This window comes from Dietzia sp. UCD-THP, from assembly GCF_000349585.1.
Classification (GTDB): domain Bacteria; phylum Actinomycetota; class Actinomycetes; order Mycobacteriales; family Mycobacteriaceae; genus Dietzia; species Dietzia natronolimnaea_A.
Window position 1 is genome coordinate 69,750 of sequence record NZ_KB714661.1, and the last position, 7,809, is coordinate 77,558.

The following is a 7,809-nucleotide window of genomic DNA, read 5'->3' on the forward strand; positions in this document are numbered from 1 at the left end:
CCGGTCGATGAGCCAGTTCAACCCCACGACCAAGACCCAGGCGGCTCTGTCGGCCGCCGTCCAATCCGCCTCGGCGGCAGGGAACCCGGATGTCCGTCCGGGCCACCTCCTCGTGGCACTGCTCGAGCAGCAGGACGGGATCGCCACGCCCCTGCTCCAGGCCTGTGGCGTGGACCCGAAGCTGGCGCTGAGCCAGGCGCAGGCCCTCACCGCGAGTTACCCCAGCGCGTCCGGCTCGGGGCTGGCCGCCCCCAACTTCAACCGCGACGCCCTCGCCGTCATCAGTTTCTCCCAGAACCTCGCCACCGAGATGGGCGACGACTACGTCTCCACCGAGCACGTCCTCGTCGGCATCGCGGCGGGGCACACCGGGGGCGACGCCGCCAAACTACTCAACGAGCTCGGGGCCACCGAGGACGCACTGAAGAAGGCCTTCACCGCCGTCCGCGGCAACACCCGCGTGACCACCGAGAATCCCGAGGACCAGTACCAGGCGCTGGAGAAGTACTCCACGGATCTCACGGCCCGGGCGCGGGACGGCAAGATCGACCCGGTCATCGGCCGCGACTCGGAAATTCGGCGCGTGGTCCAGGTCCTGAGCCGCCGGACCAAGAACAACCCGGTGCTCATCGGCGAGCCCGGCGTGGGCAAGACCGCCATCGTCGAGGGACTGGCCCGACGCATCGTGGACGGCGACGTCCCCGAGTCGCTGCGGGGCAAGACCCTGCTCTCCCTGGATCTGGGCTCGATGGTCGCGGGCGCCAAGTACCGCGGCGAGTTCGAGGAGCGGCTCAAGGCCGTGCTCGACGAGATCACCGCCTCCGAGGGCCAGATCATCACCTTCATTGACGAGATCCACACCATCGTCGGCGCCGGCGCGACCGGTGAGGGGTCGATGGACGCCGGCAACATGATCAAGCCGATGCTCGCCCGCGGTGAGCTCCGGCTGGTCGGTGCCACCACGCTCGACGAGTACCGCAAGTACATCGAGAAGGACGCCGCGCTGGAGCGCCGCTTCCAGCAGGTCTACGTGGGGGAGCCGAGCGTCGAGGACACCGTCGGCATCCTGCGCGGGCTCAAGGAGCGCTACGAGGTGCACCACGGCGTGCGCATCACCGACTCCGCGCTGGTCTCCGCGGCCACGCTCTCGGATCGCTACATCACCCAGCGGTTCCTGCCGGACAAGGCGATCGACCTGGTCGACGAGGCCGCGAGCCGGCTCAAGATGGAGATCGACTCCCGACCGGAGGAGATCGACGCCGCCGAGCGGATCGTGCGCCGGCTCGAGATCGAGGAGGTGGCGCTGCAGAAGGAGACCGACGCGGCGTCCAAGGACCGTCTGGTCGCGCTCCAGTCCGAGCTCGCCGACTCCAAGGAGAAGCTCGCCGAGCTGACCGCGCGGTGGCAGAACGAGAAGACGGCCATCCAGGGCGTGCAGAAGGTCAAGGAGGAACTCGACGCACTGCGCACGGAGTCGGAGAAGGCCGAGCGCGACGGCGACTACGCGCGCGTCGCCGAGATCCGTTACGGCCGGCTTCCCGAGCTGGAGAAGCAGCTCGCCGAGGCCGAGGAGAGCGAGGCCGCCTCGAACGCCATGCTCAAGGAGGAGGTCGGGCCCGAGGACGTGGCCGAGGTCGTCTCCGCCTGGACCGGGATCCCGGTGGGCAAGATGCTCCAGGGGGAGACCGAGAAGCTCCTGCGCATGGAGGACGAGATCGCGCGCCGGGTCGTCGGCCAGGGTGATGCCGTCCGGGCGGTGTCCGACGCGGTCCGACGGGCGCGCGCCGGGGTCGCCGACCCCAACCGGCCCACCGGGTCGTTCCTCTTCCTCGGCCCCACGGGCGTGGGTAAGACGGAGCTGGCCAAGGCGCTCGCGGAGTTCTTGTTCGACGACGAGCGGGCCATGGTCCGGATCGACATGAGCGAGTACTCCGAGAAGCACAGTGTCTCGCGGCTCGTCGGTGCCCCTCCGGGGTACGTCGGCTACGAGGCGGGCGGGCAGCTCACCGAGGCCGTGCGGCGGCGTCCGTACACGATCGTGCTGCTCGACGAGGTCGAGAAGGCGCACCCGGACGTGTTCGACATCCTCCTGCAGGTGCTCGACGACGGTCGTCTCACCGACGGCCAGGGCCGGACCGTGGACTTCCGCAACACCATCCTCGTGCTCACCTCCAACCTGGGCGCGGGTGGCTCGCGGGAGCAGATGATGGACGCGGTCAAACGCGCGTTCAAGCCGGAGTTCATCAACCGGCTGGACGACGTCGTGGTCTTTGACCCGCTCAGCGAGGAGCAGCTCGAGTCGATCGTCGACATCCAGATCGACGAACTCGCGCGGCGCCTCAAGGGACGGCGCCTGACCCTCGAGGTCGACGACGCGGCCAAGGGCTGGCTGGCCCGGCGGGGCTACGATCCCGCCTACGGCGCCCGCCCGCTGCGCCGGCTGGTGCAGCAGGCGATCGGCGACAAGCTCGCCCGGGCGCTGCTCGCCGGCGACATCCGCGACGGCGACGCCGTGCGGGTCTCCCTCGCCGAGGACGGGGAGTCGCTCACGCTGGGCTGAGGCGTCGAACGACGGTCCCGACCACCTGATGGTGGTCGGGACCGTGTCGTTGTGCGTGGCGGGCGACCGCAGATCCCGGAGTGACGCGACCCCGCGACGGTGCCCGTGAGGCGGGGAGTGCCTACTTCCTCGCGTCGACGACGAACGGGAGTCCGGCCGCGAGGATCGCGGCGTCTGCGGTGACGAATCGCAGCCCCTCGACGCGAGCCTGCGCGACGAGCATGTGGTCGAACGGATCTCGGTGGGGCAGTGCTGAAGGGTCGACGGCGGCCACATGGGCTGATGAGACCGGCAGTTCGACCACTCCGGCTGCGAACACGGACTCGGTGAATTCGGTCGGCACGCTGATTTTTCCGTTGAGGTGCTTGATGCGTAGTTCCCAGAGGGAGGCCGCCGAGCACAGCACTGCGGGTGCGGAGGCGATCGCCTCACGTGCGGAGGGGCCGAGACGCGGATTGTCGTCCATGAGCCAGACCACCACGTGGCTGTCGAGGAGCATCCCGGTCACTGCCCGTCGAACAACGCGATGATGTCCTCGTCCGGGCCCATCAGGTCTGCGTCGACGTAGGCGATCTGCCCCTTGAGCGCGCCCCATACGATGTCCGCCCGCCGGTGGGGGACCAGATCCGCGACCGGGCGCCCGGCACGCGCGATCGTGATGGTCTCACCCGCCTCGATGCGTTCCAACAGCTTGGACAGGTGCGTCTTCGCCTCGTGGATATTCACGGTCGTCATAAGCTGGATTCTATGGACTTAGTCGGACTAAGTCCATCGGTCGTCGGTGTGCCCGTTGTGAGGTCGGGTATCCGCCCCGACCCGCCCGGTGTGGACGATCAGCCCCCGATGAGGGGATCCGCTGGGTCGTCGACGCGTCTACCATGGACCCGTGACCAGAGCCACCGCACCCGCATCCGACACCCAGGTCAGTCCCCTTCTCGTGACGGCACGCGAGTTGATCAGCGACGTGGCGAGTCTTCCCACCCCCGTGATCCTCGATGTGCGCTGGCGACTCGGCGACGCCCGCGGCCGTGAGCACTACTTCTCCGGCCACATCCCCGGCGCGCAGTACGTGGACCTGCCCACCGAGCTCTCGGGCCAACGCAACGTCCGGGAGGGCCGTCATCCGCTGCCCTCACCCGAGGACCTCCAGGACTCCTTCCGCAGAGCCGGGGTGAACAACGACAGTCGCGTGGTGATCTACGACGACTCCGGCAACACCTCCGCGGCGCGTGCCTGGTGGTTGATGCGGTGGGCCGGCAAGAAGGACGTCTACCTCCTCGACGGGGGGCTCAAGGCGTGGATCGCCGAGGGCGAGGATCTGGCCGTGGGCCCGGGCAACCCGGTGGAGCGGGGCGACTTCACCTTCAAGGCCGACCACATGCGCACCGCGGACATCGACGAGGTGCAGACCAGTCCCGACGACGGTGTCCTCATCGACGCCCGCGCCGCGGAGCGCTACGCCGGTCACACCGAACCGATGGATTCGCGGGCGGGTCACATCCCGGGCGCGGTCAACCTGCCCACCGCGTCGTTCCTGGACGACACCGGCCGTTTCCTGCCGGCCGAGCGTCTGCGCCAGATGTTCGCCGACGTGGGGGTGACCAGTGGAAAGGAAACGGTCGTGTACTGCGGGTCCGGCATCCACGCCTGCCACGCGCTCGCGGCGATGGAGGTGGCCGGCCTGGAGGCGGGGCGCCTGTTCCCGGGCTCGTGGTCGCAGTGGTCGGCGGACCGTCGCAGGCCGATCGCCCTCGGCGAGGACCCTCGCTGATTCGTCCCGCCGACCCGTCTCTCTGACTCGTCTCCGGCTGGGCCCGGGTGGCGGCCAGGTGCCGCAGCGCCGCAGCGCCTGGCGGGCAACCCCACCAGCGCTGACTACCCTCTGTGGACATGGTCGTGTTCTGGTTCCTCCTGGCCCTCGTGCTGCTCGCTGCGGCACTCCTCCTCCTGCGTCTGGACGCCAGGCAACGCCGCGGCGCCGCGGCGGGAGAGACGACGACGGCGACCGTCGCCGAGTCGGCGGAGGACACGAGCAGCCTTTCCGACGACGAGGTCCCGCCCGTCACCCCGCCGGCGGGTGATCACAGCGACTCCGACGAGGGGCATCCGGACGGCTCCGGGGCTCCGCGACTCGCCCCGTTCCAGCGGGCGGTCGGTCCGGCCGACGCGCTGCCCGATGATCCCACCACCGAGTCGCTCACAGATTCTGACGCCGAGCCCGCCACGCACTCCGCGCCCCGGCTGCTCGATCGGGTCCGGGGCCTGCTCCCGGCGCGCAGGCGGACCGCGCGCCCGTCCGAGCAGCCCGCGGCGCCCGCCGTCGATCCGCTCGCCGACTCGCCGGTGGTGCGGTGGCTGGAGGACCGCGAGTTCGAGCCGACCCCCACCCCGGCGCCCGAGTTCCTGCACGGCGATTTCGCTGGTGGTCTCAGCGCCCTGGGGACGGTGTCCCACGGCATGTTCCGCGGGCGGCGGGCGATCATGGGCGTCACCGGGGGCCGGACGGTCCTCGCACTGCGCCGCGACACGGCCTCGGACGTGGTGTTGGACCTCAGCCGCCCCGACGTCGACGCCGAACCCGGCTTCCACGATGCCGGGCAGGTGGCGTCGCTGGAGGCACGGAGCTCCGACTACGGCAGGCTCACTCTGATCGACAGGGATCGTCTGACCAGTGCCGTCAGCGAGGTCCCCGCCGAGGTGCGCCGGATCTGGGCCGAAGGGGAGTGGGTTGCGGCGACGGTCGACGGCGTCGACGACCCGTCCGGTTGGGACGACGTCGTCATGGCTCTGCACGCGGCGGCCGACGTCGTGGCCCCGCTTCCCCCCATCGGTGGACGGGCCCGTGCCCTTCCCCTCGAGATCGATCCCGGTTCGCCCGGCTCCGCCGACGGCCCGGAGGCGGACCCCACGGTGGGAATGGACGGCGAGGTCGGGACCGCCACCCACGGGACCGCCACCCACGGGGCGACGACGCCGGAAGCATTGCCGGCAAAATCGTCTGCTGAGGCGTCGGATCCGGCCGACGCAGGCGGCGTCGCGCACCACGGTCCGGTGGAGGTGGCCGCGCAGACCACCGACCCCGACGCACGGGACGAGGCGCCCGAACCCTTGCAGCCCGAACCCCGGCGGGCCGGGCATCTGAGGTTGGTCCCCGAACGCAAGGGTGCGCGCGATCTCGCGGACGTGCCCGTGGTGGCCGACCGCGGCGACACGTCCTCGGAGGACGCGGCAGCCGAGGCCGGTTACGAGGCCGACGACGACACGAACGACGCCCCGGATAACGACGACGCCGACAACGCCGATGACGCGGCAGCCCCGGAGCCCGCCGTGGCGGAGGAACCGGATCCCTTCGCCGAGATCATGGAACCCTCCGGGCCGGTTCCGGCTCGCGGGGACGTGGCCGCGGACCATCTTCCCGAGCGACCGCCGCTGTCCCGCCCGACCCGCGGTGTCGGCCAGGCCTATCCCGAGGACGCCTCGGTCCCTCCACTGGCCGCGGGCGTGACCACGGGGGGATCTGGGATCAAGCCGCTGGGGTCCCAGGACGACGAGGACGAGATCCGTACCGAGGTCGAGCGTTTCGACGCGGCCCGCATCGACGGCGGGTCCGACCTCGACTCGGGAACGGGAGGACGCCACGCCCATCCCGCTGACGATCAGACCCCTGTCTGGCTGCGGCCCGAGGTGACGCCCGCGCCTGCCCGGGCCGGCAGCGGCAAGCACCGGCGCGCGGAACCGGAGGACGAGCAGGGCGCGTCCGGCAGCGGCGACGCGAGGGGCACCGGCCGGGAGCGGCCGGGCGTGGACCCGGATGTCGAACAGACCACGCGAATCCAGTTGCCCCCGGACATCCGGGACTGACCTACCGCACCGAGAGGACCCGACCGCGCTGTCTGCGCGGACGGGTCCTCTCGGTTGTGCGGGGTGTATCAGCTGGCCGAGCTCAGCAGACCGGTGACGTTCGGGCTCGACAGCGGTGCGACGTCGTACCCGACCGAGCCGGAGAGGGCCGAGGTGAGCGAGCCGCCGATGGCCGAGTCGATCGGGTTGATGACGGAACCGGGGTCCAGCGAACCCGTGCCGCCTCCCCCTGCGCCCGGGTTGGTCCCGGTGACGATGATGGGCGATGAGGTGGCGGTCGCGCCGACCCAGGTGTCGCCGAGCGCGTCGGAATTGTTCAACACAGCCGTGTAGCGGTACACCTGGGTGTCGGCCGCGCGCGCGATGTCATCCGGGAAGGAGATGGTGGTCCCGGTCGCCGGCATCTCGACCTCTCCGATTTCGACACCGTCGCGGAGGATCTGGACCATTGTGCCCGCGGGGAAGTCGTTCGCGGGACGCTGGAACGAGGTGACCACGTTGACCGCGAGTGACTCGTCGTCGAGGGCGCCGGGCTGAGCCTGGACATTCAGGTTGGTGTTCCATTCGAACGGAACCCACGGGGCGTTGGTGATCACCGTGTTGGTGAGTGCGGCAGCATTGGCGCTCACGGCACACTCCACCTGGGTACCGGCGTTAGCGGTGCCTCGCGTGTACTGGAACTGCGTTGACTGCGCGTTCGTCGGCGAGGCGGCCCCTGCGCCCGGGAGGCCGAAGTTGATGACCTCGCTGGGAGTGTTCGGCGCACGCATGCTGAAGGTGACCCCGGGCAGCTGGAACGAGGTGTTGCTGGTCTTTGCCAGCCCCGAGTTCGTGGTCGTGCCGTTGCTCGTGCCGTATCGGGCAGAGGTGCCGCCCCAGATGCGGAGGACATCGGTGCCCGCGGCATTGGTCTTAGTGGTCGGGTCGACCGTCACGAGCGCGGCGGTGTGAACCGCCCCAGGTTTCCCGCCGCTCCCTATGTGGGTTGCAGCTCTCGGTTGAGAGCGGCGTAGTAGCTCTGCTCGAACTCGATGGGCGGGACGTAGTCCAGGCTCGAGTGGAGCCGTTCATTGTTGTACCACTCGACCCACGCGGCGGTGGCGTACTCGACGTCGGAGATCGTCTTGTACGGCCCGTCGTGGAAGATCAACGAGCGGATGCACTCGGCCTTGTAGAGGCCGTTGATCGTCTCCATGAGCGCATTGTCGTACGCGTCCCCGACGCTGCCGATCGACGGGTCGATACCCTCTAACGCGAGGCGTTCAGTGAACGCTACAGATGTATATTGACTGCCCGCGTCCGAGTGGCTGACCAGCGACTTGGGTTCGATCGGGTGTCCCTCGCGATCGCGTTGCCACAGCGCCATCCGCAGTGGAGTCATGACCAGG

Annotated in this window: 8 protein-coding genes; 4 read left to right on the forward strand and 4 right to left on the reverse strand. The window is 69.9% G+C overall.

Features of this window, described 5'->3' with window-relative positions:
• Nucleotides 1–7: 7 nt before the first annotated feature.
• A complete protein-coding gene (gene clpB / locus H483_RS36965) occupies nucleotides 8–2,560 on the forward strand; it encodes an ATP-dependent chaperone ClpB (protein ID WP_017838440.1) in 2,553 nt (850 codons plus the stop codon).
• A gap of 121 nt (nucleotides 2,561–2,681) precedes the next feature.
• Here the strand turns inward: clpB and H483_RS36970 are convergent, their stop codons facing one another.
• The gene (locus H483_RS36970) at nucleotides 2,682–3,059 is read right to left on the reverse strand and encodes a type II toxin-antitoxin system VapC family toxin (protein ID WP_042330321.1); all 378 of its coding nucleotides are present in this window, start codon (nucleotides 3,057–3,059) and stop codon (nucleotides 2,682–2,684) included.
• 5 nt (nucleotides 3,060–3,064) lie between these two features.
• Nucleotides 3,065–3,295 carry a type II toxin-antitoxin system Phd/YefM family antitoxin gene (locus H483_RS36975; protein WP_017838442.1) on the reverse strand — a complete coding sequence of 77 codons (231 nt, stop codon included), beginning with the start codon at nucleotides 3,293–3,295 and terminating at the stop codon, nucleotides 3,065–3,067.
• A gap of 151 nt (nucleotides 3,296–3,446) precedes the next feature.
• Between H483_RS36975 and H483_RS36980 the strand changes: the two genes are divergently transcribed.
• Both H483_RS36980 and H483_RS36985 read left to right on the forward strand, forming a co-directional pair.
• Nucleotides 3,447–4,331, forward strand: coding sequence for a sulfurtransferase (locus H483_RS36980; protein WP_152428086.1), 885 nt, complete (start codon nucleotides 3,447–3,449; stop codon nucleotides 4,329–4,331).
• Nucleotides 4,332–4,450: 119 nt separating this feature from the next.
• Nucleotides 4,451–6,421 carry a hypothetical protein gene (locus tag H483_RS36985; RefSeq protein ID WP_031265329.1) on the forward strand — a complete coding sequence of 657 codons (1,971 nt, stop codon included), beginning with the start codon at nucleotides 4,451–4,453 and terminating at the stop codon, nucleotides 6,419–6,421.
• A gap of 68 nt (nucleotides 6,422–6,489) precedes the next feature.
• Here the strand turns inward: H483_RS36985 and H483_RS39315 are convergent, their stop codons facing one another.
• Nucleotides 6,490–7,050, reverse strand: a complete 561-nt coding sequence (locus tag H483_RS39315) for a hypothetical protein (RefSeq protein ID WP_152428087.1) — start codon at nucleotides 7,048–7,050, stop codon at nucleotides 6,490–6,492.
• Nucleotides 7,051–7,159: 109 nt separating this feature from the next.
• Between H483_RS39315 and H483_RS39320 the strand changes: the two genes are divergently transcribed.
• The gene (locus tag H483_RS39320) at nucleotides 7,160–7,372 is read left to right on the forward strand and encodes a hypothetical protein (protein WP_152428088.1); all 213 of its coding nucleotides are present in this window, start codon (nucleotides 7,160–7,162) and stop codon (nucleotides 7,370–7,372) included.
• 25 nt (nucleotides 7,373–7,397) lie between these two features.
• Here the strand turns inward: H483_RS39320 and H483_RS36995 are convergent.
• Nucleotides 7,398–7,809, reverse strand: a 412-nt coding sequence (locus H483_RS36995; protein WP_017838446.1) for an IS3 family transposase, incomplete at its 5' end; no start/stop codon positions are given.